This window comes from Klebsiella sp. CN_Kp097, from assembly GCF_040064495.1.
Taxonomy (GTDB): Bacteria; Pseudomonadota; Gammaproteobacteria; order Enterobacterales; family Enterobacteriaceae; genus Klebsiella; species Klebsiella aerogenes.
Map to the genome: position 1 here is coordinate 35225 of NZ_JBEAIL010000020.1, position 25850 is coordinate 61074.

At 55.9% G+C, this 25850-nt stretch carries 24 protein-coding genes; 11 read left to right on the forward strand and 13 right to left on the reverse strand.

What is annotated here, in order from left to right; translation table 11 throughout:
* The first annotated feature begins 1 nt into the window (after position 1).
* Positions 2–3115, forward strand: coding sequence for a multidrug efflux RND transporter permease AcrD (acrD, locus tag ABLV07_RS17275; RefSeq protein ID WP_063444888.1), 3114 nt, complete (start codon positions 2–4; stop codon positions 3113–3115).
* 84 nt (positions 3116–3199) lie between these two features.
* Here the strand turns inward: acrD and ypfM are convergent, their stop codons facing one another.
* Positions 3200–3259 carry a protein YpfM gene (ypfM, locus tag ABLV07_RS17280; RefSeq protein WP_087867655.1) on the reverse strand — a complete coding sequence of 20 codons (60 nt, stop codon included), beginning with the start codon at positions 3257–3259 and terminating at the stop codon, positions 3200–3202.
* 355 nt (positions 3260–3614) lie between these two features.
* Here ypfM and ABLV07_RS17285 point away from each other — a divergent pair, with 355 nt between their 5' ends.
* Genes ABLV07_RS17285 through ABLV07_RS17295 form a run of 3 tightly spaced genes read left to right on the forward strand, consistent with a single transcriptional unit; the run spans position 3615 to position 5356 of the window.
* Positions 3615–3971: an ArsC family reductase gene (locus ABLV07_RS17285; protein ID WP_015703145.1), complete on the forward strand. Its 357-nt coding sequence runs from the start codon at positions 3615–3617 to the stop codon at positions 3969–3971.
* Between the two features lie 3 nt (positions 3972–3974).
* Positions 3975–5102, forward strand: coding sequence for a succinyl-diaminopimelate desuccinylase (dapE, locus tag ABLV07_RS17290; RefSeq protein WP_015365471.1), 1128 nt, complete (start codon positions 3975–3977; stop codon positions 5100–5102).
* Between the two features lie 53 nt (positions 5103–5155).
* On the forward strand, positions 5156–5356 hold the full coding sequence (locus ABLV07_RS17295) for a YpfN family protein (RefSeq protein ID WP_015365470.1): 201 nt from the start codon (positions 5156–5158) through the stop codon (positions 5354–5356).
* Positions 5357–5665: 309 nt separating this feature from the next.
* On the opposite strand, the gene ypfH is transcribed toward ABLV07_RS17295, so the two are convergent.
* The 6 genes from ypfH to dapA form a co-directional block, all read right to left on the reverse strand.
* Positions 5666–6364: an esterase gene (ypfH, locus tag ABLV07_RS17300; protein ID WP_015703146.1), complete on the reverse strand. Its 699-nt coding sequence runs from the start codon at positions 6362–6364 to the stop codon at positions 5666–5668.
* 107 nt (positions 6365–6471) lie between these two features.
* Positions 6472–8472: a GNAT family N-acetyltransferase gene (locus tag ABLV07_RS17305; RefSeq protein ID WP_348853627.1), complete on the reverse strand. Its 2001-nt coding sequence runs from the start codon at positions 8470–8472 to the stop codon at positions 6472–6474.
* Between the two features lie 9 nt (positions 8473–8481).
* Positions 8482–9357: a neutral zinc metallopeptidase gene (locus ABLV07_RS17310; RefSeq protein WP_015365467.1), complete on the reverse strand. Its 876-nt coding sequence runs from the start codon at positions 9355–9357 to the stop codon at positions 8482–8484.
* Between the two features lie 121 nt (positions 9358–9478).
* Positions 9479–10192, reverse strand: a complete 714-nt coding sequence (gene purC, locus ABLV07_RS17315) for a phosphoribosylaminoimidazolesuccinocarboxamide synthase (RefSeq protein ID WP_015703148.1) — start codon at positions 10190–10192, stop codon at positions 9479–9481.
* 142 nt (positions 10193–10334) lie between these two features.
* On the reverse strand, positions 10335–11369 hold the full coding sequence (gene bamC, locus ABLV07_RS17320) for an outer membrane protein assembly factor BamC (RefSeq protein WP_108429425.1): 1035 nt from the start codon (positions 11367–11369) through the stop codon (positions 10335–10337).
* A gap of 16 nt (positions 11370–11385) precedes the next feature.
* Positions 11386–12264: a 4-hydroxy-tetrahydrodipicolinate synthase gene (dapA, locus tag ABLV07_RS17325; protein ID WP_015365464.1), complete on the reverse strand. Its 879-nt coding sequence runs from the start codon at positions 12262–12264 to the stop codon at positions 11386–11388.
* Positions 12265–12417: 153 nt separating this feature from the next.
* Between dapA and ABLV07_RS17330 the strand changes: the two genes are divergently transcribed.
* A complete protein-coding gene (locus ABLV07_RS17330; RefSeq protein WP_015365463.1) occupies positions 12418–12987 on the forward strand; it encodes a glycine cleavage system transcriptional repressor in 570 nt (189 codons plus the stop codon).
* A gap of 3 nt (positions 12988–12990) precedes the next feature.
* Entirely contained in the window at positions 12991–13461 is a 471-nt protein-coding gene (bcp, locus tag ABLV07_RS17335) for a thioredoxin-dependent thiol peroxidase (protein ID WP_015365462.1), read from the forward strand.
* Between the two features lie 61 nt (positions 13462–13522).
* On the opposite strand, the gene ABLV07_RS17340 is transcribed toward bcp, so the two are convergent.
* Positions 13523–14587 (reverse strand): AI-2E family transporter, encoded by a 1065-nt coding sequence (locus ABLV07_RS17340; RefSeq protein WP_015365461.1) that lies wholly within the window; start codon positions 14585–14587, stop codon positions 13523–13525.
* A 223-nt stretch (positions 14588–14810) separates the two neighbouring features.
* On the opposite strand from ABLV07_RS17340, the gene bepA reads away from it, so the two are divergent.
* From bepA to ABLV07_RS17355, 3 genes are all read left to right on the forward strand, one after another.
* Positions 14811–16274 (forward strand): beta-barrel assembly-enhancing protease, encoded by a 1464-nt coding sequence (gene bepA / locus ABLV07_RS17345; protein WP_047056018.1) that lies wholly within the window; start codon positions 14811–14813, stop codon positions 16272–16274.
* Between the two features lie 9 nt (positions 16275–16283).
* Positions 16284–16643, forward strand: coding sequence for an arsenate reductase (glutaredoxin) (gene arsC, locus ABLV07_RS17350; protein ID WP_015365459.1), 360 nt, complete (start codon positions 16284–16286; stop codon positions 16641–16643).
* 135 nt (positions 16644–16778) lie between these two features.
* A complete protein-coding gene (locus tag ABLV07_RS17355) occupies positions 16779–17690 on the forward strand; it encodes an Rpn family recombination-promoting nuclease/putative transposase (RefSeq protein ID WP_032708871.1) in 912 nt (303 codons plus the stop codon).
* On the opposite strand, the gene ABLV07_RS17360 is transcribed toward ABLV07_RS17355, so the two are convergent.
* The 4 genes from ABLV07_RS17360 to ABLV07_RS17375 form a co-directional block, all read right to left on the reverse strand.
* On the reverse strand, positions 17687–18388 hold the full coding sequence (locus ABLV07_RS17360) for a DnaA inactivator Hda (protein ID WP_026612247.1): 702 nt from the start codon (positions 18386–18388) through the stop codon (positions 17687–17689). The two genes, ABLV07_RS17355 and ABLV07_RS17360, sit on opposite strands and share 4 nt — an antisense overlap.
* A gap of 98 nt (positions 18389–18486) precedes the next feature.
* The gene (gene uraA, locus ABLV07_RS17365) at positions 18487–19773 is read right to left on the reverse strand and encodes a uracil permease (RefSeq protein ID WP_015370403.1); all 1287 of its coding nucleotides are present in this window, start codon (positions 19771–19773) and stop codon (positions 18487–18489) included.
* A 96-nt stretch (positions 19774–19869) separates the two neighbouring features.
* On the reverse strand, positions 19870–20496 hold the full coding sequence (gene upp, locus ABLV07_RS17370; protein WP_015370402.1) for a uracil phosphoribosyltransferase: 627 nt from the start codon (positions 20494–20496) through the stop codon (positions 19870–19872).
* 196 nt (positions 20497–20692) lie between these two features.
* Positions 20693–22123: a 6-phospho-beta-glucosidase gene (locus tag ABLV07_RS17375; protein ID WP_015703152.1), complete on the reverse strand. Its 1431-nt coding sequence runs from the start codon at positions 22121–22123 to the stop codon at positions 20693–20695.
* Positions 22124–22372: 249 nt separating this feature from the next.
* Here ABLV07_RS17375 and purM point away from each other — a divergent pair, with 249 nt between their 5' ends.
* Together purM and purN are read left to right on the forward strand one after the other, a co-directional pair.
* Positions 22373–23410, forward strand: coding sequence for a phosphoribosylformylglycinamidine cyclo-ligase (purM, locus tag ABLV07_RS17380; protein WP_045392672.1), 1038 nt, complete (start codon positions 22373–22375; stop codon positions 23408–23410).
* A complete protein-coding gene (gene purN, locus ABLV07_RS17385) occupies positions 23407–24048 on the forward strand; it encodes a phosphoribosylglycinamide formyltransferase (RefSeq protein ID WP_015370398.1) in 642 nt (213 codons plus the stop codon). The genes purM and purN overlap by 4 nt, the downstream gene beginning before the upstream one ends.
* Positions 24049–24101: 53 nt before the next feature.
* Here purN and ABLV07_RS17390 read toward each other — a convergent pair whose 3' ends face one another.
* Positions 24102–25442 (reverse strand): glycosyl hydrolase family 28 protein, encoded by a 1341-nt coding sequence (locus ABLV07_RS17390; protein ID WP_047044698.1) that lies wholly within the window; start codon positions 25440–25442, stop codon positions 24102–24104.
* Between the last annotated feature and the right edge of the window lie 408 nt (positions 25443–25850).

Sequence of the window (25850 nt, forward strand, 5' to 3'; positions counted from 1 at the left end):
GATGGCGAATTTCTTTATCGATCGCCCCATCTTTGCCTGGGTTTTGGCTATTCTGTTGGTCCTGACCGGCACGTTGGCAATTTTGTCGCTCCCCGTAGAACAATATCCGGATTTGGCGCCGCCTAACGTCCGGGTGACGGCAAATTATCCCGGCGCCTCCGCGCAGACGCTGGAGAATACCGTGACCCAGGTTATCGAACAGAATATGACCGGCCTCGATAACCTCATGTATATGTCATCGCAGAGTAGCGCCACCGGTCAGGCAACGGTTACCCTGAGCTTTACCGCCGGTACCGACCCGGATGAGGCCGTGCAGCAGGTACAAAACCAGCTGCAATCGGCGATGCGTAAACTGCCGCAGGCGGTACAAAATCAGGGGGTCACGGTGCGCAAAACCGGCGACACCAACATTCTCACTCTCGCGTTTGTCTCTACCGACGGCAGCATGGATAAGCAGGATATTGCTGACTACGTCGCCAGTAACGTGCAGGATCCTCTAAGCCGCGTCAACGGCGTCGGCGATATCGACGCCTACGGTTCGCAGTACTCGATGCGCATCTGGCTCGATCCGGCGAAACTCAACAGCTATCAGATGACGGCGAAAGATGTGACTGACGCCATCGAATCGCAAAACGCGCAGATTGCCGTCGGCCAGTTGGGCGGTACCCCGTCGGTTGATAAACAGGCGCTGAACGCCACCATCAACTCACAATCGCTGCTGCAAACGCCGCAGCAGTTCCGCGATATTACCCTGCGCGTGAATCAGGATGGTTCGGAAGTCACTCTGGGCGACGTCGCCAGCGTCGAAATGGGCGCTGAAAAATATGATTATCTGAGCCGCTATAATCGTCAGGCCGCTTCGGGACTGGGAATTAAGCTCGCCTCCGGCGCCAACGAAATGGCCACCGCCGAGCGCGTTATCGCCCGTCTTGATGAACTGTCGCAATATTTTCCGCACGGGCTGCAGTATAAAGTCGCCTACGAGACTACCTCTTTTGTAAAAGCCTCGATTACCGATGTGGTAAAAACGCTGCTGGAGGCGATTCTGCTGGTGTTCCTGGTCATGTATTTGTTCTTGCAGAACTTCCGCGCGACCCTGATCCCGACCATCGCCGTGCCGGTGGTATTGATGGGCACCTTCGCGGTGCTCTACGCCTGCGGTTACAGTATTAACACCCTGACGATGTTCGCGACGGTGCTGGCTATCGGCCTGCTGGTCGATGACGCCATTGTCGTGGTCGAAAACGTCGAGCGCATTATGAGCGAGGAAGGGCTCTCGCCGCGCGAAGCGACGCGAAAATCGATGAAGCAGATCCAGGGGGCGCTGGTCGGTATCGCCATGGTTCTTTCGGCGGTATTCGTCCCTATGGCCTTCTTCGGCGGCACCACCGGCGCCATTTACCGCCAGTTCTCCATCACCATCGTTTCAGCAATGGTGCTGTCGGTGCTGGTAGCGATGATCCTCACCCCGGCGCTGTGCGCCACGCTGTTAAAACCGATTCACAAAGGCGAAGTACATGGTCAAAAAGGGTTCTTTGGCTGGTTTAACCGCGCCTTCAACCGCAGCGCCAGCCGCTATGAAACTTTCGTAGGCAAAATTCTCCACCGCTCGCTGCGCTGGATTTTGATTTACGTCCTGCTGCTCGGCGGCATGGTGCTGCTGTTCCTGCATCTGCCGACTTCGTTCCTGCCGCTGGAAGACCGCGGTATGTTCACCACCTCGATACAGCTTCCGAGCGGTTCCACCCAACAGCAGACGCTGAAAGTGGTGCAGAAAGCGGAAGATTATTTCCTCAATAACGAGAAGAGTAACGTCGAGTCGGTGTTTGCTACCGTCGGCTCCGGCCCCGGCGGCAACGGCCAGAACGTCGCTCGTATGTTTGTCCGCCTTAAAGACTGGGACCAGCGAGACCCGACAACCGGTTCCTCGTTCGCTATCATTGAGCGCGCGACCAAAGCCTTCAATAAAATTAAAGAAGCGCGCGTTTTTGCCAGCAGCCCACCGGCCATCAGCGGTCTTGGCAGCTCCGCGGGCTTCGATATGGAGCTCGAAGACCACGCCGGTAATGGTCACGAGGCGTTGATGTCAGCACGCGACAAGCTGCTGGAGCTGGCGGCGAACAATGACCAGCTCACCCGCGTTCGCCACAACGGTCTGGACGACAGCCCGCAGCTACAGGTTGATATCGACCAGCGTAAAGCCCAGGCGCTGGGGGTCTCTATTGATGATATTAACGATACGCTGCAGACCGCCTGGGGTTCGAGCTACGTAAACGACTTTATGGATCGCGGACGCGTGAAGAAGGTCTACGTTCAGGCGGCGGCGAAATATCGCATGCTGCCGGACGATATCAATCTGTGGTATGTGCGTAACAGTAGCGGCACCATGGTACCGTTCTCCGCCTTCGCCACTTCGCGTTGGGAAACGGGCTCTCCGCGCCTTGAACGTTACAATGGCTACTCAGCGGTCGAGATCGTCGGTGAAGCCGCGCCAGGCGTCAGTACCGGTACCGCCATGACCATCATGGAAGAGTTAGCCAAACAGCTCCCGAACGGTTTCGGCCTGGAATGGACGGCGATGTCCTATCAGGAGCGTATGTCTGGCGCTCAGGCGCCTGCCCTGTACGCCATCTCGCTGCTGGTGGTGTTCCTGTGTCTGGCGGCGCTATATGAAAGCTGGTCGGTACCGTTCTCGGTGATGCTGGTGGTGCCGCTGGGGGTTATCGGCGCGCTGCTGGCGACCTGGATGCGCGGCCTGGAAAACGACGTCTACTTCCAGGTTGGCCTGCTGACGGTCATCGGCCTGTCGGCAAAGAACGCCATCCTGATTGTTGAGTTCGCCAACGAACTCAACCAGAAAGGCGAAGATCTGCTGATCGCCACGCTATCGGCCTGCCGCCAGCGTCTACGCCCGATACTGATGACCTCACTGGCGTTTATCTTCGGCGTGCTGCCAATGGCCACCAGTACCGGCGCGGGTTCCGGCAGCCAGCACGCGGTCGGTACCGGCGTCATGGGCGGGATGATCTCCGCCACCGTGCTGGCCATCTTCTTTGTACCGCTGTTCTTCGTGTTGGTGCGCCGCCGCTTCCCGCTGAAAGAGAGGCCGGAATAAACCTGCAAATAACAGAAAAGGCGACTGTCATAGTCGCCTTTTTCATGGGTCAAACATTGTCTTCAGTACCGACAAAGCCAGATTTTATTTACGCAGCATGTCTTCGATAAAATCTTTCCAGTTCCCCAGTTCATGTTCAATCATAATATCCTCTCTTATTATTATGGCGATTTTAGGTAATTTCCCCGCTCAGGAGAAGTTCGTCCGATCTATCGCTCTAATCGCTTTTCTTGTCGCCGCAAGCCTTGAATACTCTGGCTTGCCGCTACCATAAGCCGGTTCATGTAAATTTAATGTGACATAGAGCAACATTAAGCAACATTTTGTTAATATCAGAATTCCTGTAATTCATTATCTTAGTCTGTCGCGAAAAAGAACAAATTTTAATCAGACAAGGCTGAAAAGTTATATTTATCCAGCCGATTCACGTATTATTTAACAAAGCTTATATATTCGGAAAAAGCTGAGAAACATATTCTTTTAATGTGAAGGTTTAATTATGTTGACCATGTACGGCATCAAAAACTGCGACACCATTAAAAAGGCCCGCCGCTGGCTGGAAGCCCATCAGATTGACTATCGCTTCCATGATTATCGTGTTGACGGACTGGACCGCGAATTGCTGAATACCTTTATTGCCGAATTAGGCTGGGAAGCGCTGCTTAACACCCGCGGCACCACCTGGCGCAAACTCGATGAATCGGTCCGCACTGGGATCGATAATGCCGATGCGGCGGCGGCGTTGATGCTGGAAATGCCGGCAATTATCAAACGCCCATTGCTCTGCGCGCCCGGTCAGCCTATGCTGCTGGGCTTTAGCGAAGCAAACTACGAAAAATTTATTAACGAGGTGTAGTCTATGTCTTGCCCGGTCATTGAGCTGGCTCAGCAGCTTATTCGCCGCCCTTCCCTTAGCCCCAATGATGCGGGATGCCAGGCGTTAATGATTGAACGTCTGCGGGCGATCGGTTTTACCGTTGAAGCAATGGACTTCGGCGATACGCAAAATTTCTGGGCCTGGCGTGGACAGGGTGAAACGCTGGCCTTTGCCGGCCATACCGATGTGGTGCCGGCCGGCGACGCCGACCGCTGGATCAATCCGCCGTTTGAACCAACTATTCGCGATGGTATGCTGTTTGGCCGCGGCGCGGCGGATATGAAAGGGTCGTTGGCGGCGATGGTTGTCGCCGCCGAACGCTTTGTCGCGCAGTATCCGAACCACAAAGGCCGTCTGGCGTTTCTCATCACCTCAGATGAAGAAGCCAGCGCCACCCATGGCACGGTAAAAGTGGTCGAAACGCTGATGGCGCGTAACGAGCGCCTTGATTACTGCCTGGTCGGCGAACCTTCAAGTACCGAAGTGGTTGGCGATGTCGTGAAAAATGGCCGTCGCGGTTCACTCACCTGTAACCTGACGATTCATGGTGTCCAGGGCCACGTCGCTTATCCGCACCTCGCCGATAACCCGGTACACCGCGCGGCGCCGATGCTGGCGGAGCTGGTGGCTATTGAATGGGATAAAGGCAATGAGTACTTCCCGCCGACCAGCATGCAAATCGCCAACGTGCAGTCCGGCACCGGCAGTAACAACGTCATCCCAGGCGATATGTTCGTTCAGTTCAACTTCCGTTTCAGCACCGAGTTGACCGACGAGATGATCAAGGCGCGCATCATCGCGCTGCTGGAAAAATATCAGCTGCGCTATACCGTCGAATGGTGGCTTTCCGGCCAGCCATTCCTGACCGGCCGCGGCAATCTTGTCGATGCGGTAGTGAACGCCATTGAGCACTATAATGAAGTAAAACCGCAGTTGCTAACCACCGGCGGTACCTCTGACGGACGCTTTATCGCCCGCATGGGCGCGCAGGTAGTTGAACTGGGTCCGGTGAATGCGACCATTCATAAAATTAATGAATGCGTCAATGCCGCCGACCTGCAGCTGCTGGCGCGGATGTATCAACGCATCATGGAACAACTGGTCGCCTGACGACAATAACGATTACCCTGCAGCGCCGCTGCGGGGTAAAAAGAGGACACAGCATGGAATGGCTTATCAACCACTGGTGGATTCTGGTGTTGGTATTTTTAGTCGGCGTGATGATCAACGTGATTAAAGATCTTAATCGCGTCGACCCGAAAAAATATCTCGATAACAAACCGGATCTGCCGCCGCATCGCGACTTCAATAGCAAGTGGGATGACGACGACGACTGGCCGAACAAAGACCAGCCGAAGAAGTAAACCTGCGCTCCCCGTCATCGCGTAGGCTGGATGCATTCCCGGGTAGCGGCTGACGCCTTACCCGGGCTACGGCCCGTACCATTGCGAGATGAAGCTCTCAATTTTACCTCTGTTCCCAAGGCAACTGAAACTGCCGGTGTTGGTGGCCTCAAAATTCCCCGGTGGCGCTGCCGCTTACCGGGGCTACAGCGCTGTGCGATTTGGTAGCCCGGAGAAGGCGCAACGCGCCGCATCCGGGAAAACCCTTAAAACAGTTGTAAACCGATAACAGTATTTACCTAAACCAGCCGACGTTGTGCCGCGGGGCCATTACAGCATTTCGATAATATCGTCATCTTTCGGCGTACCGCCGCTTAGCGCTTCATCAAAATAGTGCTTCGGTACGGTATAACGCAGCCGATCGAGGGCAAACTGCATGCTCCGGTCATCAATGGCATGTCCGAGATCTTCAACGATATCCAGCGTGACATCTCCCCCCAGTTCCTGCAGCCGCTCCTGCGCGGAAACCGCCCACGCCAGATCGATCACCCGATCCTCGCCGCCGTGGATCAGATGCACGGTGGTTTGCGTGGTCGCCGTTTGCGGCAACGACGCGTAACGGCCGTTAAAGGCAATCACCCGCGACGCCAGCCCTGGCTCGGCTTTAATACTCTCAAGCGACATAATCGCCCCCTGCGAAAAACCGATCAGCGCCGTCGCCTGTGGGCCTAAACCGCTCTGTTTTTGCCAGTAGCGCACCGTTTCAATAAAGGTCGGCATAATGGCATCGATGCGTTGCTGACGATTTTCTTCCGTCACGCCTTGCACCGAAAACCACTGCCGCGCCGGCGCCGGGCCGCAGGGTTCTGCGCCGCCGATACTGACAATGAGCGCATTAGGAAATTGCGGCGCAAACCAGCTACCAATTTGCCCCATCGAAACCGGATTATCGCCAACGCCATGAAACAGCAGCAGCAACTGTTGCGCAGGTGTTGCCGGGCTCTGAACAATAAAGTGATCGTGTTTCATGGTTATCTCCTGATGTCTCAGATAAGCAGGAATCTGGCTCCTGATTGATGCAAGGCAGTTTACGCCGCGCAGAGAATATGACCATGCCATTTAACTGAATGAGTTAGTTAAAAAAATTGCAGCTTCCTGACCCACTCGTCCAGCCGTTGCGTGCGGGCAGGATCGAGGCCTGACAGCGCCGCCGCCGCCTCTTCCCGCAGTCGCCCCAACAGCGCCTTGCGCCCGGATAAACCAAGGTTTGCGCACAGCGCTGCCTCATCGTGCTGCGCTAATCGCGCACGAAGCGCCACTAACGGCAGCGGCGTCACCTGCAGAAGCCGGTTCAGACTCCCAACCGCCGTCAGCAGTGGACGATGCGCAAAGGCAAAACCGGCAATCTCCAGCCAGTCCTCCTCAGTAAGCATAGCTGTTTCATCCGCCGTCACCGGAGCGCGTTCATCACGCCACTGACTTAGCCAGCGTTCATCCCGCGCCAGCCGTTGATGTTCGCGCCAGGCCAGTTGCTGCCCCGCTGCACTGAGCGGATAAAGCGCCATCGCCGTATAGCAACCGCTGCTCGCCTCGCGATGCGTGCCCATCCGCACCAGCAGAAAACCGCAGCACTGCCAGAAGCGCCATAGTTCAGGGGTATAACCAAAGCTGACGGAGAGATAGTCACAGCCGTGCGTCTGCTTGACGGCATGGGCGATTAAATGCTGCCCCAGCCCTTCGCGCTGACGCGCTGGATGTACGGCAATACGGCTGACGCGCCTGCCGGTCAGCGTCGCCGCCAGCGGGCTGCCGCCATGCGCGGCCAATGACTGGGCCACAAGATTGCCGCGCGGGCGGCGATATCCAGCCCAGACGGCACGGCTAAGTTCAGGTTCAAGCCCTCCCTCCTCCACCAGCCACACCGCGCCAGCGACGCCATCCCCGCAGCGAGCCACGGTAAAGTGCTGGCCCGGCGCATCCATCATCCTGCGCAAATCCAGCGGCGAAGTGCGGTAATGCGCGCCGGAAAGCAGTTGATAAGCCTCTGATGGGCGCGTGGGTTGTTCGCGCCAGGCATCCTGGCTTAACGTCTCCAGCTGCGGTTCCCCATGTGGCACATGGAGAAACGCCTCATCGTTAAATAATAATAACCGGTCGATAACCGACTCCAGCGGGCAACCCGGCGCCCAGCGAATCGGCGACGACAGATGATACCGCCGTAGCGTTGGGAAACCGGCGCAGAACTTCAATAAGAAGCCGCGGCCGGTTCCCTCATAGCCCTGAACAGTGGTCGTTAACAGCGTATGGGGAAAACGCGCCGTCAGCTGGCGTAGCGTCGGCGCGGGGATAGCGGCGGCCTCATCAACCACCAGCCAGTCGGCTTTCGCGTCGCTTGCCAGCAGGGCATCAGGCGCCATAAAGCACATCTTCTGTCCCGCAAAAGCGGCGATGACCGCTGTCGCGTCGCGCGTCGGCGCGGTGACGATGGCGGAGCCGGCGAGCTGATGGATCAACATTCCCGCCAGCGCAGATTTACCGCGCCCGCGCCCGGCGGTGACGGCGGCAATTTCCGGGGGCGATGACAGTAGTGACGAAAGAATGGCGGCCTGTTCGGCCTGCGGGTAGCCATCGGCAGCATGCCAGTGCCTGCGCGGCGCGGCCTCCGGCAACCGTAAGCCGTCGCCCTGTCGCCACAGCGCGACCTCAGGATCCGCGCTAAAGAGTTGAAGACAACGATGGACAAAGTTAGGGGTGGCAATCGGTTCAGACGTATCGCTCCAGCGCAGCGAATCGCCATCCGCCTGCTCAGGCCAGCGGGCAAAATCCGGTGCGAGGAGCACTAACCAACTGCCGGCGCGCAGCGTACCGCCGAGGGCAGCAAAAGCCGCCACGTCAAAACCGTGACGAGCATCGAAGAAGGCATGCAGGAACTCGCGCCCGAGCAGCGTTTTCAGCGCGCCCGGCGCCACGCTGGGTTCCTGCTGCGGCAACGCGCCGACCCACAGACTATCGCCGCCCAGCCGCTCTCGCAGCTCAACGGCCTGCGCCAGACACCAATGTTCGTCGCCGCTGAGCACCAGCAGGCGACGAATACCCTCGCGCGCCATCTGCGCGGTCAGGTCAAGCAGCGTTTCCATCGGCAAACGTTAGCGAAGCGCGCTGCCGAAGGTATTACACTGCGAAGGATCGCCGCTATCGAAACCGCGTTTGAACCACGTATAGCGCTGCTGGGAGGTCCCATGGGTGAAGCTGTCCGGCACCACACGGCCCTGGCTCTGCTCCTGCAGACGATCGTCGCCGATGGCCTCAGCGGCATTGAGCGCCTCTTGCAGATCGCCGGTTTCCATCACATCCTGTTTCTGCATGTTATTGCCCCAGACGCCCGCAAAGCAGTCTGCCTGCAGCTCCATTTTCACCGACAGGCGGTTCACTTCAGTCTGCGAAGCCTGCTGCTGCATCTGACGGACCTTAGGTTCGATGCCGAGCAGCTTCTGCACATGGTGGCCGACTTCGTGCGCAATCACGTAGCCCTGCGCAAAGTCGCCGTCAGCGCCGAGTTTGTTTTTCATCTCGTCATAGAATGACAGGTCGATATAGACCGTGCTGTCCGCCGGGCAGTAGAACGGCCCCATCACCGATTGACCGGTGCCGCAGCCGGTACGGGTCGCGCCGCGATACATCACCAGCTTCGGCTGTACGTATTGCCGCCCCATCTTTTCAAAAATAGGCCCCCAGGTATCTTCGGTAGTGGCCAGAATAACGGAGGTGAACTTCGCCGCTTCATCATCCTTCGGGCTGATCGAACGCTGGGTTGAAGTCTGCTGCTGCGGCATCGGTTCTCCGGTCAGCATGCCGGTTAAATCCACGCCATAGTAACCCGCCACCAGAACGATAATGAGCAGGACGATGCCGCCTTTACCGCTTGGAATACGGAAACCGCCACCGCCGCCGCCCAGCGGCGAACCTGAATCACTACGTCTGTCTTCCACATTGTCGCTTTCACGACGCCCTTGCCAGCGCATAAGCACCTCTATTCCATCATGTTACGAATATGAGAGATCGTAGGCGGTTCAGCGGAGGATTACCACAGGAAACAACGAATAAGAGTGCCGGAAGAGACGATTTCTTCCGGCGCGGAGGGGATTAGTCGAGCTTGACGCCCAGACGGTGGGCCACTTCTTCGTAAGCTTCGATCAGGCCGCCGAGGCTCTGGCGGAAGCGATCTTTGTCCATTTTATCGAGGGTGTTTTTATCCCACAGACGGCTACCGTCCGGAGAGAATTCATCGCCAAGCACCACTTCGCCTTTGAACAGACCGAACTCCAGCTTGAAGTCGACCAGAATCAGACCGGCATCATCAAACAGCTTGCTGAGTACGTCGTTCGCTTTGTAGCTGAGCTCCTTCATGCGCGCCAGGTTTTCTTTATTCACCCAGCCGAACGTCTCACAGTAGGATTCGTTGACCATCGGGTCGTGCATGGCGTCGTTTTTCAGGAACAGGTCGAACAACGGCGGAGTCAGCTCGATACCTTCTTCAATACCCAGGCGTTTCACCAGTGAACCCGCCGCGCGGTTACGAATCACGCATTCAACCGGCACCATATCCAGCTTTTTCACCAGGCATTCAGTATCAGAAAGCAGCGCTTCCATTTGGGTCGGGATACCGGCTTCTTCCAGCTTGCTCATAATGAAATGGTTGAATTTGTTATTCACCATACCTTTACGATCGAACTGTTCGATGCGGGCGCCATCCCCTGCTGACGTATCGTTACGGAATTCAAGTACCAGCAGATCCGGGTTTTCGGTGCTGTATACCGTTTTCGCTTTGCCACGATACAACTCAGCTTGCTTTTTCATCTTTCACCACTCCAGTGATATTAAGCCAAAAAATTACCTTTCCGCCCGTAGGCAAAATCAGGCAAATTACCTGACTTTGCGGCTACGCACACGTTTGCGTCACTATACATTAAAAAGGGCCGGATTGCTCCAGCCCTTTTTATTACTTGTTAAATGCGGCCTGGAATACGGCTACCAGGGCGTCATTTTGCGACTGCGTCAGGGTGTGGCCTTTCGGGTCGATAAACTGCAGACTACTGCGGTTATCGAGATCGCCGACCTGCAGTTTATAGTCGCCAGAGGCCAGCTGCGGGTCACTGGCGCCCAGATCCTGCCAGCTGCTGTCAGACAGCGGCTTGTAAGTTACCGCCATGCTGCCCTGAGAGCGAGTGCTGTCGGTTACCTTCATGCCCACTTTTTCAAGCGCGGCCGGCAGTTTCTGCCACACCATGTTGAACGGCGCGCGCACCACCAGCATAGGCAAGCCGGTGTCATCCGCCGCGCTCTGCACGTCGAAGGTCGCGCCAGCGCTTCGCTGCGCCGCGTTCTGCGCATTAGTGGCGTTGGAATCAAGACCGGAAGAGATAACGTTCAGCATTGAGGTGCTGTAGCGCTGCAGAGAAGCCGGGTCAGACACGGGCTTGCCCGCCTGCTCCAGGTTCACCAGCTTCACCACCACCGCCTGCTGATAGCCCTGCGGCTTAACGGAGATTTGATAACGGCCACGGTACTGCTGGTCTTCATCAAGGCGGTTCCACTCTACCCAATCGGTATTCAGCGTCTGGCCTGCATCGTCACGCTTGGTGATGGTGTAGTTTTTCGCCTGTACGATGCTAACCACCTGCGCCCATAAAGAACCGCTGCGGCTGTTTTCCACCATCAGGGTGGAGGTGTCGCCGTTAAACTGGGTACGCGCGCCGCTGACCAGGGCTAAAGGCTGAGCCGGCGGACGAATATCCAGCGCCTTGCCTACCGCACCGGTGCTGGCGGCAACCGGAATGTTGTAGTCGCCAGTCTGCAGCGGCAGGATCATCCCCGCCGGGGCGTGAAGTTCACTGAGCGGCGCGGCATCTAAATAAGCCTCGTCGCCGCTAACCTGACGCTTATAGCGCGAGTCAGAACTACAGGCCGCGAGGAGTAAAACCAGCGAAACACCCGCAACCTTCGCCAGGCGCGACTTCTGTACTGAGTAAGCCATCAAATCTCCCTAAACTCTACAGCAAACCGGCATGCTTCAGCGCTGCGGTAACCGCTTTCGTACCCGCTTCGGTAATCGGCGTCATTGGCAGGCGCAGCGTGTCGGTCGCTACAAGTCCCAACGCCTTACAAGCCCATTTGACTGGGATCGGGTTGGGTTCGACAAATAATTTTGTATGCAGCGGCATCAGACGCTGGTTAATCGCGCGAGCTTCCGCGAATTGCCCCGCCATCGCCAGTCGGCACATGTCGGCCATTTCACGGGCGGCGACGTTCGCCGTGACGGAAATAACGCCGACGCCGCCGAGCTGGATAAAGTCCATGCCGGTCGCGTCATCGCCGCTCAGCAGAATAAAGTCATCTGAAACCAGCTCTTTGATCTGGTGAACACGACTTAAGTTCCCTGTAGCTTCCTTAATACCGACAATATTTTTAATTTCCGCCAGGCGGCCAACGGTTTCCGGCAGCATATCGCAACCGGTACGGGACGGCACATTATACAGAATTTGCGGCAGGTCAGTATGTTCAGCGATAGCTTTAAAGTGTTGGAACAGGCCTTCCTGGGTCGGACGGTTATAATAAGGAGTGACCGTCAGGCAGCCGACAACGCCGCTATCGTTGAAACGTTTGGTCAGGCTAATCGCCTCTGCGGTTGCATTTGCACCGGTACCTGCAATGACCGGGATGCGGCCATCGGCCAGCTCAAGGGTCATCATCACGACGTCGCCATGCTCTTCATGGCTCAACGTTGCGGATTCGCCGGTAGTCCCTACCGAAACAATCGCCGAGGTTCCGTTGGCGACATGGTAATCAATCAGTTTTTTCAGGCTTGACCGGCAGACATTACCGTTATCATCCATCGGCGTGACAAGCGCTACAATACTTCCCGTGAACATGGGCCATCCTCAGAGCAGAAGTGGGACAAGATTCTCAATGTTACGTTTGGTGCTGCAATAAAAGCAAGAGACCCAACGCCATCTGGGATGTTGTACGCCGGTTTTTTTTATGCTTTCCTAATGTTACCTCACCTTTTTAAAGGAAGAACAGGTTTGACAGCCTCATTACAACACTATCTGGTGATTACCGCTCTGGGCGCAGACCGCCCCGGCATCGTAAACACAATCACTCGCCACGTCAGCAGCTGCGGCTGCAATATTGAAGACAGCCGCTTGGCCATGCTCGGCGACGAGTTCACGTTTATAATGCTGCTTTCCGGCTCGTGGAACGCGATTAACCTGATCGAATCAACGCTGCCGTTAAAAGGAGCCGAGCTGGATTTGCTGATCGTAATGAAGCGCACCTCCGCCCGCCCACCGCAGGCGATGCCGAATACGGTTTGGATCCAGGTAGAGGTGCCGGACTCGCCGCATATCATTGAGCGCTTTACCGCGCTGTGCGACACGTGGAATATGAATATCGCCGAACTGGTCTCCCGTACGCAACCGGGAGAAGATAAAGACGCCGCTCAGCTATTTATTCAAATCACCGCACACAGTCCTGCCTCGCAAAACACGACAAATATCGAGCAAGCGTTCAAAGCACTATGTACAGAACTGAGCGCACAAGGCAGTATTAACATCGTTAATTATTCACAGCATGATGAACAGGATGGAGTTTAACCAATGACCCCACTGAAAGCCGGTGATATCGCACCGAAATTTAGCTTACCGGACCAGGACGGCGAGGAAGTAAATTTAACCGACTTCCAGGGACAGCGTGTTCTGGTTTATTTTTACCCGAAAGCCATGACCCCAGGCTGCACCGTACAAGCGTGCGGTTTACGCGATAATATGGACGACCTGAAAAAAGCGGGCGTCGAAGTACTGGGTATCAGCACTGATAAACCAGAAAAACTGTCTCGTTTTGCCGAAAAAGAGCTGCTGAACTTTACGCTGCTGTCTGATGAAGATCATCAGGTCTGCGAACAGTTCGGCGTCTGGGGCGAAAAATCATTTATGGGGAAAACCTACGACGGCATTCACCGTATTAGCTTCCTCATTGATGCTGACGGCAAGATTGAACATGTGTTTGATAACTTCAAAACCAGCAATCACCATGATGTCGTGCTGAACTGGCTGAAAGAAAACGCATAACGTCTAAATGAAAACGCCGGGGATAATAAATCGCCCGGCGTTTTTTGCGTCAATCAGCGCGTCACTCGTCTTCAATAACCATTCCATCAGGCCAGGCGTGAACCACCGCCTTGATTAACGTCGCCAGCGGAATCGCGAAGAATACCCCCCAGAAACCCCACAGCCCGCCGAAAATCACTACCGACAGAATAATCACCAACGGATGTAAATTCACCGCCTCCGAGAAGAGAACCGGCACCAGCAGGTTGCCATCCAGCCCCTGAATTATCAGGTATACGGCAAACAGGCTCCAGAACTCAGTACCCGCGCCGAACTGGAACAACGCCACGCCGACCACAGGAATGGTGACCACAAAAGCGCCGATATACGGAATCAGCACCGAGAATCCCACCAGCACCGCCAGCAGCAGCGAGTAGTTGAGACCGAAGAGAATGAAGCCTATCCAGGTGGCGACGCCGACGACAATCATCTCCAGCACCTTGCCGCGGATATAGTTGGTAATCTGCTGGTTCATCTCTTTCCACACCTGCCCCGCCAGGCCGCGATTACGCGGTAATACGCGGCGTACGGCATTGAGCATCTGCTGTTTATCTTTCAGCAGGAAGAAAACCATCAGCGGAACCAGGACCAGATACACCGCCAGCGTCAGCAGGCCGACCAGCGAGGCGAGCGAATACTTCACTACCGAATCGCCAACGGTCAGCATGCGGCTGCGCATATTTTCGGCCATTGCATCAATGATGCCGGCATCCATCAATGCCGGATAGCGCCGCGGCAGCGTGGCGGCGAAATCGGAAAGCTTATTGAGCATACCAGGCATATCGCGGATGAGATAAATGCCCTGTTGCCAGGCCACCGGCATCACCACAAAGGCCATTAACAGCAAGATACCGACAAATAGCACCAGCACCAGCGAGGTGGCCCAGGTTCGCGACAAGCCGATACGCTCCAGACGAACGGTGGGCCACTCCAGCAGATAGGCCAGCACGATGGCGACCAGCAGCGGCGCCAGCAGCCCGCTGAAAAAGAACATAATGCCGAAGCCGGCCAGCAGAATAACCAGCAGCGCTATCGCTTCCGGGTCGCTGAAACGACGACGATACCACTGCATTAACATCTCAAGCATAAACCCTTCCCTGAAGCGCAAATCGCCACAATCCGGGGAATTGTATCTAAGTGTCACAAAAAAGACTTCGCTTTTTATTGGCGATGACACAAACCTGCACAACTGTGCGAATATCATATTTTCAACGCCATCAACGACAGCTAAACTCGCTGAATCTGCGGCATGGGAACATTGGACCGCACAACCGGTCAAACTGGCACACCCACATTACAGGACAGAGGTTATGTTCAGGCAGTTAAAGAAAACGCTGGTGGCCGCCGCCGTCGCGTCGTTGACGCTGGGGACGATATTACCTGCCGCCGCTGACTCGGCGGATACGCTGCCGGATATGGGCACCTCGGCAGGAAGCACCCTTTCCATCGGTCAGGAAATGCAGATGGGGGATTACTACGTACGCCAGCTACGCGGCAGCGCGCCGCTGATAAACGACCCGCTGTTGGTGCAATACATTAACGGGCTGGGCATGCGCCTGGTCGCTCACGCTAATTCCGTCCGTACGCCGTTCCACTTTTATCTGATTAATAACGATCAGATTAACGCCTTTGCCTTCTTCGGCGGCAACGTGGTGCTGCACTCGGCGCTGTTCCGCTATGCGGATAACGAAAGCCAGCTTGCCTCGGTAATGGCGCACGAAATCTCTCACGTCACCCAGCGCCATCTGGCGCGTGCGATGGAAGATCAAAAACGTAGCGCGCCGCTAACCTGGGTTGGCGCGCTGGGCTCTATTCTGCTGGCGATGGCCAGCCCGCAGGCGGGGATGGCGGCATTAACCGGCACCCTGGCTGGCACCCAACAGGGGATGATTAGCTTCACCCGTCAGAACGAAGAAGAAGCCGACCGCATCGGTATTCAGGTACTGCAGCGCTCCGGTTTCGATCCGCAGGCGATGCCGGCGTTTATGGGTAAATTACTCGACGAATCCCGCTATTCCAGCCGCCCGCCGGAAATGCTGCTCACACACCCACTGCCGGAAAGCCGTCTGGCCGACGCTCGTAACCGCGCCAATCAGATGCGCCCGGTGGTAGTCCAGTCGTCGGCGGATTTCTATCTCGCCAAGGCCCGTACCCTCGGTATGTACAACTCCGGTGAAAATAAGCTCAGCAGCGATCTGCTTGACGCCTGGTCAAAAGGGAACATCCGCGAACAGCACGCCGCGCAGTATGGCCGCGCGCTACTGGCTATGGAGAGCAATAACTACGATCAGGCGCGCAAAGCGCTCCAGCCGCTGCTCAGCGCCGACCCACAAAATCCCTGGTATCTGGATCTCGCCACCGATATCGATCTTGGGCAGAAAAAGACCACTGACGCAATTAACCGCCTGAAAAACGCCAAAGAGATCCGCACCGATCCGGTCCTGCAACTGAACCTGGCCAATGCCTACGTACAGGGCGGGCAGCCGGCGGAAGCCGCGACCATTCTCAACCGCTACACCTTTAACAATAAAGATGACGGCAACGGTTGGGACCTGTTGGCGCAGGCGGAAGGCGCATTGGGTCATCGCGACCAGGAGCTGGCGGCGCGAGCCGAAGGCATGGCGCTGGCCGGTAGGCTTGACCAGGCCATCTCGCTGCTGAGCAGCGCCAGTTCGCAAGTAAAATTGGGCAGTTTGCAGCAGGCGCGCTACGACGCTCGCATCGACCAGCTGCGCCAGCTGCAGGAAAGATTCCGCCCCTATCAGAAAATGTAAGGAGACCACATGTCTGACGCGGTAAAAATTTACCACAACCCTCGCTGCTCGAAGAGCCGTGACACGCTCAGCCTGCTGAAAGCTAACGGCATCGACCCTGAAGTGGTGCTGTATCTGGAGACGCCGCCGGATGCCGCGACGCTGCGCCAGCTGTTGAAAATGCTGAATATGAGCAGCGCCCGTGAACTGATGCGCCAGAAAGAAGATCTGTATAAGTCGCTCAATCTCGCCGACCCACAGCTCAGCGAAGAGGCGTTGATTCAGGCCATGGTCGAGAACCCGAAGCTCATCGAACGGCCCATCGTGGTCAGCCACGGCCAGGCGCGTATCGGCCGCCCGCCGGAACAGGTACTGGAAATCGTCAGCTAACCCCTACGCGCCGCCGGTCTTGCCCGCGGCGCGATTTTTTTCGTGCCCGCTTCCAGAAAATACAGGCCAACTCCCCCTGCCCGCACAGTGGTGCTACTGTCTGTCCGTCACCTGAATCCACTGGACGGATTGCCAATGAAAAAAGCTATTTCCACGCCGCATGACGCAGTATTTAAAACCTACCTTTCCCATTCGGATACTGCGCGTGATTTTCTCCGGTTGTATCTTCCTGAAGCGCTAAAGGAGATCTGCGATCTGCGCACGCTACATTTAGAATCAGGTAATTTTATCGAAGAAGATCTCAGACCTTACTATTCCGATATTCTCTACTCGCTGCAAACCACTGCGGGCGACGGCTATATTTACGCGCTAATCGAACATCAAAGTAGCCCCGACCGACATATGGCCTTTCGCCTGATGCGCTACGCCGTCGCCGTCATGCAGCGCCACCTTGATGCCGGACACGAAAAACTTCCGCTGGTGATCCCGGTGCTTTTCTATCACGGTCTGGTGACGCCCTATCCGTTTTCAATGCGCTGGCTGGATGAGTTTGCCGCGCCGGAGCTGGCGACCACGCTCTACTACGGCGAATTTCCACTGGCGGATATCACCGTCATACCGGATGATGAAATCGCCACTCATCAACGTATGGCGACGCTGGAATTACTGCAAAAACATATTCGACAACGCGATCTGGCGCAGTTACTCGACAAGCTGAGCGAATTATTATTGACTGGATTAGCCACGCAAACACAGGTGCAGGCGCTAATGCACTATCTGGTGCTCGCGGGAAATAGCCGCGAACCGATAAAGTTTATTCGTGAGTTGGCGCGCCGGACGCCGCAACATAAGGAGACGCTGATGACTATTGCAGAATATCTCGAGCAGCAAGGGCTGGAGCGCGGTTTGCTTCAGGGCCGGCAAGAAGGCCGGAAAGAAGAAGCACAGCGTATCGCCGCCGCGATGTTACGTAGCGGTCTCGCCCCCGCGCTGGTGGCGCAGCTAACCGGGCTGGCAGAGCAGGAACTGGCGTCGCTTTCGGCTTAAAGCTTCAGGATCTCTTTAACAAATGGGATCGTCAGTTTTCGTTGGGCGGTAATCGATGCGTGATCGAGCTGATCGAGCGTCATAAACAGCGAGCGCATTTCTCTATCCAGCCGCTTGAGCAGGAATCGGCAGACGTCTTCCGGCATCTCGAAACCGCGTAGTCTGGCGCGTAGCTGCAGCGCCTGCAGCTTATCTTCATCCGACAGCGGCTGCAGCTTATAGATTTGCCCCCAGTCAAGGCGCGAGGCGAGATCCGGCAAGCCGAGATGCAGCTGCCGCGGCGGGCAATCGCCGGTGATCAGCAGGCGGGTTTTACCTGATTCGAGAATACGGTTATAGAGATTAAAGATAGCCATCTCCCAGGGCTCGTCCCCTGCCACGCACTCGATGTTATCGATGCACACCAGCGCCAGTTGCTCCATGCCGTCCAGCACTTCCGGCACGAACCACGTGCGCTTATCCAACGGCACGTAGCCGACGGCATCGCCACGCTGGGATAGCTCAGCGCAGGCGGCATGCAAAAGGTGGCTACGCCCCGCGCCTTCACGAGACCAGATATAGATGTATCCGCTGTGTTCCTGCCGCAACACGTTCTGCAGAGCGGCAAGTAGGGAAGGATTATCACCCGGCCAGAAACTCGCGAACGTTTCGTCGTCAGGAAGATACAGTGGCAAAGAGAGCTGTGCCGGAGCGTTCAGATGGACCTCAACATAGGCTTACAGAAAAACGCGAAGAGTTTAACACAGTTTTAGGTCCGGAGAGAACCGGGCAGGATCGCTGCCCGGTATCAGGATCGTTATTTCGCTTCTTCGCTATCCGCGGCGTCCAGCACCACTTCTTCCGGACGCAGAACGCTGATCAGTTTAAAGATCAAGCTCAGACAGATACCGACGATCGTCGCCAGCGCCATGCCTTTCAGCTCCGCCGCGCCAATATGCACCTTCGCGCCGCTCACGCCGATAATCAGAATAACTGAGGTCAGAATCAGGTTCTGCGCTTTGCTGTAATCGACTTTTGATTCGATCAGCACGCGGATACCGGATGCGCCGATCACCCCGTACAGCAGCAGAGAAACGCCGCCCATCACCGGTACCGGGATAATCTGAATCGCCGCCGCCAGCTTGCCGACGCAGGAGAGCAGAATCGCAATAATCGCCGCGCCGCCAATAACCCAGGTACTGTATACGCGGGTAATCGCCATCACGCCGATATTTTCACCGTAGGTGGTGTTTGGCGTTGAGCCAAAGAAACCGGAGACAATCGTCGACAGCCCGTTGGCGAACATCGAGCGGTGCAGACCCGGATCGCGGATCAGATCGCGTTTAACGATATTGGCGGTCACCACCAGGTGCCCCACGTGCTCGGCGATCACCACCAGCGCAGCAGGCAAAATAGTGAAAATGGCAAACCACTCAAAGCGCGGGGTGTAGAAAGTCGGCAGTGCAAACCAGTGCGCTTCGGCGATAGGCGTCGTATCGACCACACCCATCACGAAGGAGAGCGCATAGCCTACCAGCACGCCGATAAGAATCGGGATAATCGCCAGGAAGCCGCGGAACAGTACGGATCCAAAAACCGTCACTGCCAGCGTCACCATCGAAATAATAATGGTTTTGCTGTCGGGCGATTGGCCGTCAGCCGGCAGCAGCCCGGCCATGTTCGCCGCCACACCCGCCAGTTCCAGACCGATAACCGCCACGATGGCGCCCATCGCCGCCGGCGGGAACATCACATCCAGCCAGCCGGTACCGGCTTTTTTGACAATAAAGGAGACAATGCAGAACAGGACGCCGCACATAATGAAACCGCCGAGCGCCACTTCATAACCCAGCGGCAACAGCAGCAGCACCGGGGAGATAAAGGCGAAGCTCGACCCCAAATAGGCCGGAATTTTGCCTTTACAGATAAAGAGGTACAACAGCGTACCGATGCCGTTAAACAGCAGTACGGTAGCCGGGTTAATGTGGAACAGAATAGGCACCAGAACCGTTGCGCCAAACATGGCGAACAGATGTTGCAAACTAAGCGGGATTGTCTGTAAAAGCGGCGGTCTTTCACTCACCCCGATTGCACGGCGCGTCATAATGTTATCCTCTGAGAGTCGTTTGTTATTTGTTGTGGGCGTGATTTATTCAAAAAAAAGCCGACTCTCAAAGTCGGCTTTTTATCACTTCATCATTTATTTGGTACCGAAAATCTTATCGCCGGCATCGCCGAGGCCCGGAATAATGTATCCGTGCTCGTTGAGGCCCTGGTCGACGGAGGCGGTGTACAGCTCGACGTCAGGATGCGCTTTCTCCAGCGCGGCAATGCCTTCCGGCGCCGCCACCAGCACCAGCACCTTAATGCTCGAACAGCCCGCTTTTTTCAGCAGGTCGATAGTTGCGATCATCGAACCGCCGGTTGCCAGCATCGGGTCAACCACCAGCGCCATACGCTCGTCAATGTTAGAAACCAGCTTCTGGAAGTAAGGAACCGGCTCCAGCGTTTCTTCATCACGGTAGATGCCAACCACGCTGATACGCGCGCTAGGCACGTGCTCCAGCACGCCTTCCATCATCCCCAGACCGGCACGCAGGATAGGCACCACGGTAATTTTCTTACCTTTGATCTGCTCAACTTCGACCGGACCGTTCCAGCCTTCGATAGTGACACGCTCGGTAGCGAGATCGGCGGTTGCTTCGTAGGTCAGTAAGCTACCAACCTCTGAGGCGAGTTCACGGAAGCGTTTAGTACTGATGTCATGCTCACGCATCAGGCCCAGCTTGTGTTTGACGAGTGGATGTTTCACTTCCACGATCTTCATTCTCTTTCTCCTCTGAGGGGCAGCCACAAAAAAAATCGCGGGATTATACCGCTTTTTGCGGATTGCGCCATACCCATCTTGCTTGACGTATATCAAACAAAGTGATTTATGGATTGTTACACATTATAAAACAAACAAAAAAAGCCGGAGGTTCCCCTTCGGCTTTTATCTTTGACAAGGCTATGCTTGTTGGCGATTACAGATTTTCGCCGTTACTGGCAATAACCTGCTGATACCAGGCAAAGGATTTTTTACGGCTGCGGGCCAACGTGCCGCGACCGTCGTTATCTTTATCGACAAAGATAAATCCATAGCGTTTTTTCATCTCGCCGGTACCGGCGGAGACCAGATCGATACAACCCCACGGGGTATACCCCATCAGATCGACGCCATCTTCCACTACCGCTTTTTTCATTTCGGCAATATGGGCACTGAGATACTCGATACGATACTGGTCATCCACGCTGCCGTCAGCTTCACGCACGTCAATGGCGCCAAAGCCATTCTCAACGATAAACAGCGGCAACTGATAGTGATCCCAGAACCAGTTGAGCGAGTAACGCAGACCAACCGGGTCAATCTGCCAGCCCCAATCCGATTTCTTGACGTAAGGGTTGGAGACCAGGCTGGTGCTTTCGTCGTAATCCAGGTGCGGATTATCGTCAGTCGCTTTGGTGGCGAAGGACATGTAGTAGCTAAAACCAATATAGTCGACGCAACCCTCTTTTAACGCCAGGCGATCGGCGTCGGTGATATCCAGCGTAAAACCGCGGCGCGCGAAGTAGTTGAGCAAATGCTGCGGATAGCGGCCACGCACGTGCACATCGGTAAACCAGTAACGACGATGCATAGCGTTCATCGCCATCATGATGTCGTCCGGCGCGCAGGTGAGCGGATAGATTGGACACATCGCGATCATACAGCCAATCTGCAGGTCCGAATTAATCTCACGTGCCGCCTTTACCGCCAGCGCGCTGGCCACCAGTTCATAATGGGCGGCCTGAAACATCACCGGCTCACGGTCTTCTCCGGGCTGATACTTCAGGCCGGAGTTGGTAAAGGGGGCGAAATCTTCATGGAAGTTGGCCTGGTTGTTGATCTCGTTAAAGGTCATCCAGTACTTCACTTTGTGCTGATAGCGGGTAAACACCACCTTCGCGAAGCGGACAAAGAAATCAATCAGCTTACGGTTGCGCCAGCCGCCGTATTCAGTCACCAGGTGGTAAGGCATTTCAAAATGGGAGAGCGTGATCACCGGTTCGATGCCATATTTCAGGCACTCGTCGAACAGATCGTCATAGAATTGCAGGCCCGCCTCATTGGGCTCCAGCTCATCGCCCCGCGGAAAAATTCGCGTCCAGGCAATTGAAGTACGGAAACACTTAAATCCCAGTTCGGCAAACAGCGCTACGTCTTCTTTATAACGATGATAAAAATCAATTGCCTCATGGTTGGGGTAGTTATGACCAGGCAGTACGCCGTCGGTGATCGTTCGCGGCACCCCATGGGCGCCTGCGGTCATCACGTCCGCGACGCTAATCCCCTTCCCTCCTTCTTGCCAGCCGCCCTCAAGCTGATGCGCCGCTACCGCGCCGCCCCACAAAAAACCTTCTTTGAATCCGGACATATACTCTCCCTATAGACGATCGTTATGCGCTTTTCACCAAACAGAAACCGGTTTCATTGGCATAATGATCATTCATTAAAGGCGAGGCAAGCAGAAGACTGTACCCGGTTTCATTTTCGTGAACAGTATCAAATTTGCTCATCTGTTAGCCGTTTTAAATCGAGTGTAAAGCAGGCTCGCAAACGTTTGCTTTCCCTGTTAGAATTGCGCCGATTTTTCTTGCTACCGCAAACGCGTGGAGACTTCGCAGTGACCGATAAAACCTCTCTCAGCTATAAAGATGCCGGCGTGGATATTGATGCAGGCAACGCTCTCGTCGACCGTATTAAGGGCGTGGTGAAGAAAACCCGTCGCCCGGAAGTGATGGGCGGACTGGGCGGATTCGGCGCGCTGTGCGCTCTGCCGCAGAAATACCGCGAACCGGTACTGGTCTCCGGTACCGACGGCGTCGGCACCAAGCTGCGTCTGGCGATGGATCTTAAACGTCACGACACTATCGGTATCGATCTGGTCGCTATGTGCGTCAATGACCTCGTAGTTCAGGGCGCCGAGCCGCTGTTTTTCCTCGACTACTACGCGACCGGTAAACTGGACGTAGACACCGCGGCAAGCGTCATCAACGGCATCGCCGAAGGCTGCTTACAGTCCGGCTGCGCGCTGGTTGGCGGCGAAACGGCAGAGATGCCGGGTATGTACCATGGTGAAGATTATGACGTGGCCGGTTTCTGCGTCGGCGTGGTAGAAAAATCAGAAATCATCGACGGCAGCAAAGTGGCTGACGGCGACGTCCTGGTCGCGCTTGCCTCCAGCGGCCCGCACTCTAACGGCTACTCGCTGGTGCGTAAGATTATCGAAGTCAGCGGCGTTGATCCGCAGACCACCGACCTCAACGGCAAACCGCTGGCCGACCACCTGCTGGCGCCGACCCGCATCTATGTCAAATCGATTCTGAATCTGATTGCTAACGTCGACGTCCACGCCATCGCCCACCTGACCGGCGGCGGCTTCTGGGAAAATATCCCGCGCGTACTGCCGGACAACACCCAGGCGGTAATCGACGAGTCCTCCTGGCAGTGGCCGGAAGTCTTCAACTGGCTGCAAACCGCCGGTAATGTCAGCAGCCACGAAATGTACCGCACCTTTAACTGCGGCGTCGGCATGCTGGTCGCGCTGCCGGCAGCCGAGGCGGATAAAGCCATCGCCCTGCTGAACGAGCAGGGTGAAAACGCGTGGAAAATCGGTTACATCAAGGCATCCGATGCCGAACAACGCGTGGTCATTGAATGAAAAACATTGTGGTGCTGATTTCCGGTAACGGCAGTAATTTACAGGCGATTATTGATGCCTGCGCCCGGAAGCAAATCAACGGCACCCTGCGTGCGGTATTCAGCAATAAGGCCGAAGCATTCGGCCTTGAGCGCGCCCGCGAGGCCGGTATTCCGGCCTTTGCGCTCTCGCCGAAAGCGTTTGATAGCCGCGAAGCCTTCGACCGCGAGCTGATGCAGCAAATCGATGTCTTCCAACCCGATCTGGTGGTGCTGGCGGGCTACATGCGTATCCTTAGCCCAGCGTTTGTTGGCCACTATCAGGGGCGCTTGCTGAATATCCATCCTTCTCTGCTGCCGAAATATCCAGGGCTGCATACTCATCGCCAGGCGCTGGAAAATGGTGATGAGGAACATGGCACCTCGGTGCATTTCGTCACCGACGAACTCGACGGCGGGCCGGTGATCTTACAGGCTCGGGTGCCGGTATTTCCGGAAGACAGCGAAGATGACGTTACCGCCCGCGTTCAGGCGCAGGAGCACGACATCTACCCGCTGGTGGTGAGCTGGTTTGTTGATGGCCGCCTGCGTATGGAAGCTAACTCTGCGTGGCTGGATAATCGCAAGCTGCCGCCGCAGGGCTATGCCGCCGAAGAATAAGTTCAACCTGCCCCGGAGCAATCGCCGGGGCAACTTCCTCTCTTGTTTCCTCGCTAATTATCGCCGTTTTCCAGACATAGCGCGTTAGGGTTCCAGGCTGCCGGTAAGGGTGTCGGGCGCTGATAATCAAATTCGCGCAGTGTCAGACCCGCTACGCCGTTAGCATACAGTACCGGCAAACCGCCGGGATAAGGTTCGACACCCCAAACGCGGCCACTTTGCGGATTCAGACACCAGGCGTTATCAATCCCCATCCCGGTCGGCGACATCGGATTGCACGGCGGGCGGATATCATAAAGCCCCTGCTCCGCTGCCAGGTTCAGCTTCTGGGTTAGCTGCACGCCGTCAAACAGAATGCGCCGGATCTGACCTGGCGTTTCACTATGCAGGTTTATCGCGCCTTCGCACTCGCCAACCAGCCCGCGGAACTGGATCTGTGAGATTTCGCCGGGTTCAATCGCCGGATCGCGACGGCGCGCGGAAAGGAAAACAGGGTCCGCCTCGCCCCAATGACAGGCCGGCGCGCTCACGCAATCAAAAGCAATGCTGCTAAAAATCATCCGCCGTAGCCGCCCGCCGTCGCGGGATATCAGGCCAATGCCGCGATTGGAGTCAAAGATAGTGCAGTTACTCACCAGCACATCTTCAATATCCTGCCAGGTTTCAGTACCGATTTTAAAGGCGCAGCTTTTCGAGCGCAGCGTGCAGTTAACGATGGTTACCTGACGCAACGGTCGCTGGATCCGCTCAGGTTTATCGGTGGTCTTCAGACAGATGGCATCATCAGCCGCGCTGAAATAGCTATTGGCGATATGTACCTGCTGGCAGCTATCGATATCCAGCGCATCGGTATTAGCCATCGTCAAATCATTGTCGACGGTGACGCCGTCAACCACCACGCCCGTGCAGGAGACCAGATGAATTGTCCACATCGGGGCATGCCGTACGGTGATATTCTCCAGCCGGACGCGACGGCAATTTTCCAGCAAAATGATCCGCGGGCGCGCCCTGGCTGGCGTGCGGTAACCCATGGCATCAACTTGACGGGAAAACCAGCCGTCAGCACTGCCGTAAATCTCGCCGCCTCCGCAGATAGTAATATTCTGTGCATCCACAGCATACAGAAAGGCCCGATCTGAAGATTCCGCCCGGCTCAGCGCCGTCGCCTGAGCAAAGTCATCATAGTTTTCGCTAACGATAAGCTCGGCGCCCGGCGACAGCCACAAACAGGTGTTCGAGCCTATCCGTAAACCGCCGAGCGCGTACCTGCCACAATCAACCACCAACCGGCCGCCGCCCGCCTGCGCCAGTTCGTCCAGCGCCTGTTGAAAGAGTTCAGTATCAGGCGTCACGCCATCCGCATGGGGATGACGGTGCGAAAGATAAATGTTCATAGCATGTCCTAGAAATCAACGTGGGGACTATCTCACCATCTCTCTCACCCTCAGCGTAGGGTCGAAATCGCTACCGCGGAAATATCTGCGTACTCTTTCACATTCGCCGTCAGGATCTGGGGCAAAACGTGAGATTACGCGCAAAATTTGCCTGCGGAAAAAATGAAAACAGGGCCGTTATCACAGTAAACGCCCTCTTAAACCGCTGCATATGTGAGTAGCGTCACGGGATTTATTTCATTTTGTCGCCTTTTGGCATGCTGCTCGCAGAACGGTACGAAAAACCGACTGTCGGGATTTTCGCCTCCTTCCCCCTCTTTTACTGTGCAACCTCGCTTTCCTTCATATAAGAGATATTCCAATGACGAGGACAGTCTCCCCACAACGAGAAGTCAAAACCCGCAACAT

What these genes read in the sequence shown, in the direction of transcription:
- acrD (WP_063444888.1), top strand. Translation starts at nt 2, where the DNA reads ATGGCGAATTTCTTTATCGATCGCCCCATCTTTGCCTGGGTTTTGGCT.
- ABLV07_RS17285 (WP_015703145.1), top strand. Translation starts at nt 3,615, where the DNA reads ATGTTGACCATGTACGGCATCAAAAACTGCGACACCATTAAAAAGGCC.
- dapE (WP_015365471.1), top strand. Translation starts at nt 3,975, where the DNA reads ATGTCTTGCCCGGTCATTGAGCTGGCTCAGCAGCTTATTCGCCGCCCT.
- ABLV07_RS17295 (WP_015365470.1), top strand. Translation starts at nt 5,156, where the DNA reads ATGGAATGGCTTATCAACCACTGGTGGATTCTGGTGTTGGTATTTTTA.
- ypfH (WP_015703146.1), bottom strand. Translation starts at nt 6,364, where the DNA reads ATGAAACACGATCACTTTATTGTTCAGAGCCCGGCAACACCTGCGCAA.
- ABLV07_RS17305 (WP_348853627.1), bottom strand. Translation starts at nt 8,472, where the DNA reads ATGGAAACGCTGCTTGACCTGACCGCGCAGATGGCGCGCGAGGGTATT.
- ABLV07_RS17310 (WP_015365467.1), bottom strand. Translation starts at nt 9,357, where the DNA reads ATGCGCTGGCAAGGGCGTCGTGAAAGCGACAATGTGGAAGACAGACGT.
- purC (WP_015703148.1), bottom strand. Translation starts at nt 10,192, where the DNA reads ATGAAAAAGCAAGCTGAGTTGTATCGTGGCAAAGCGAAAACGGTATAC.
- bamC (WP_108429425.1), bottom strand. Translation starts at nt 11,369, where the DNA reads ATGGCTTACTCAGTACAGAAGTCGCGCCTGGCGAAGGTTGCGGGTGTT.
- dapA (WP_015365464.1), bottom strand. Translation starts at nt 12,264, where the DNA reads ATGTTCACGGGAAGTATTGTAGCGCTTGTCACGCCGATGGATGATAAC.
- bcp (WP_015365462.1), top strand. Translation starts at nt 12,991, where the DNA reads ATGACCCCACTGAAAGCCGGTGATATCGCACCGAAATTTAGCTTACCG.
- ABLV07_RS17340 (WP_015365461.1), bottom strand. Translation starts at nt 14,587, where the DNA reads ATGCTTGAGATGTTAATGCAGTGGTATCGTCGTCGTTTCAGCGACCCG.
- bepA (WP_047056018.1), top strand. Translation starts at nt 14,811, where the DNA reads ATGTTCAGGCAGTTAAAGAAAACGCTGGTGGCCGCCGCCGTCGCGTCG.
- arsC (WP_015365459.1), top strand. Translation starts at nt 16,284, where the DNA reads ATGTCTGACGCGGTAAAAATTTACCACAACCCTCGCTGCTCGAAGAGC.
- ABLV07_RS17355 (WP_032708871.1), top strand. Translation starts at nt 16,779, where the DNA reads ATGAAAAAAGCTATTTCCACGCCGCATGACGCAGTATTTAAAACCTAC.
- uraA (WP_015370403.1), bottom strand. Translation starts at nt 19,773, where the DNA reads ATGACGCGCCGTGCAATCGGGGTGAGTGAAAGACCGCCGCTTTTACAG.
- upp (WP_015370402.1), bottom strand. Translation starts at nt 20,496, where the DNA reads ATGAAGATCGTGGAAGTGAAACATCCACTCGTCAAACACAAGCTGGGC.
- ABLV07_RS17375 (WP_015703152.1), bottom strand. Translation starts at nt 22,123, where the DNA reads ATGTCCGGATTCAAAGAAGGTTTTTTGTGGGGCGGCGCGGTAGCGGCG.
- purN (WP_015370398.1), top strand. Translation starts at nt 23,407, where the DNA reads ATGAAAAACATTGTGGTGCTGATTTCCGGTAACGGCAGTAATTTACAG.
- ABLV07_RS17390 (WP_047044698.1), bottom strand. Translation starts at nt 25,442, where the DNA reads ATGAACATTTATCTTTCGCACCGTCATCCCCATGCGGATGGCGTGACG.